The organism is Parabacteroides sp. AF27-14, from assembly GCF_003635425.1.
In the GTDB taxonomy this organism is placed as follows: domain Bacteria; phylum Bacteroidota; class Bacteroidia; order Bacteroidales; family Tannerellaceae; genus Parabacteroides; species Parabacteroides distasonis.
The window spans coordinates 1-345 of sequence record NZ_QTLZ01000045.1 but is presented as its reverse complement, the minus strand read 5'-3'; the positions used below and the strand labels follow the sequence as shown (position 1 = coordinate 345).

Annotated in this window: 1 pseudogene; it reads left to right on the top strand. The window is 54.5% G+C overall.

The window, feature by feature from the left end:
* Window positions 1-282: pseudogene (locus DWY79_RS23200) on the top strand (peptidase domain-containing ABC transporter); the annotation flags it as partial.
* Window positions 283-345: the final 63 nt, after the last annotated feature.

Genomic DNA, 345 nt, shown 5'->3' with positions numbered 1-345 from the left:
GCCCGGGCGGTGTACAAGAATCCCGACTTCATCTTCCTGGACGAGGCCACGAACGCCTTGGACGCAAACAACGAGCGGGAGATCATGGAGCAGTTGCACGCCTTCTACAAAGGACGGACCGTGGTGGTCGTGGCGCATCGGCTAAGCACGGTACGTGACGCCGACAAGATCGTGGTGCTGGACAAGGGACGCGTCGTGGAGGAAGGGACGCATCAAGAGCTCACGGCCTTGCGGGGGACTTACTATAAGTTGGTGAAGAACCAGTTGGAACTTGGGAATTGAGAATTGAAAGTTGAAAATTAGTTGGAGAAGAGAAATAAGGACATAGAACTGAGGAGCGAGGAG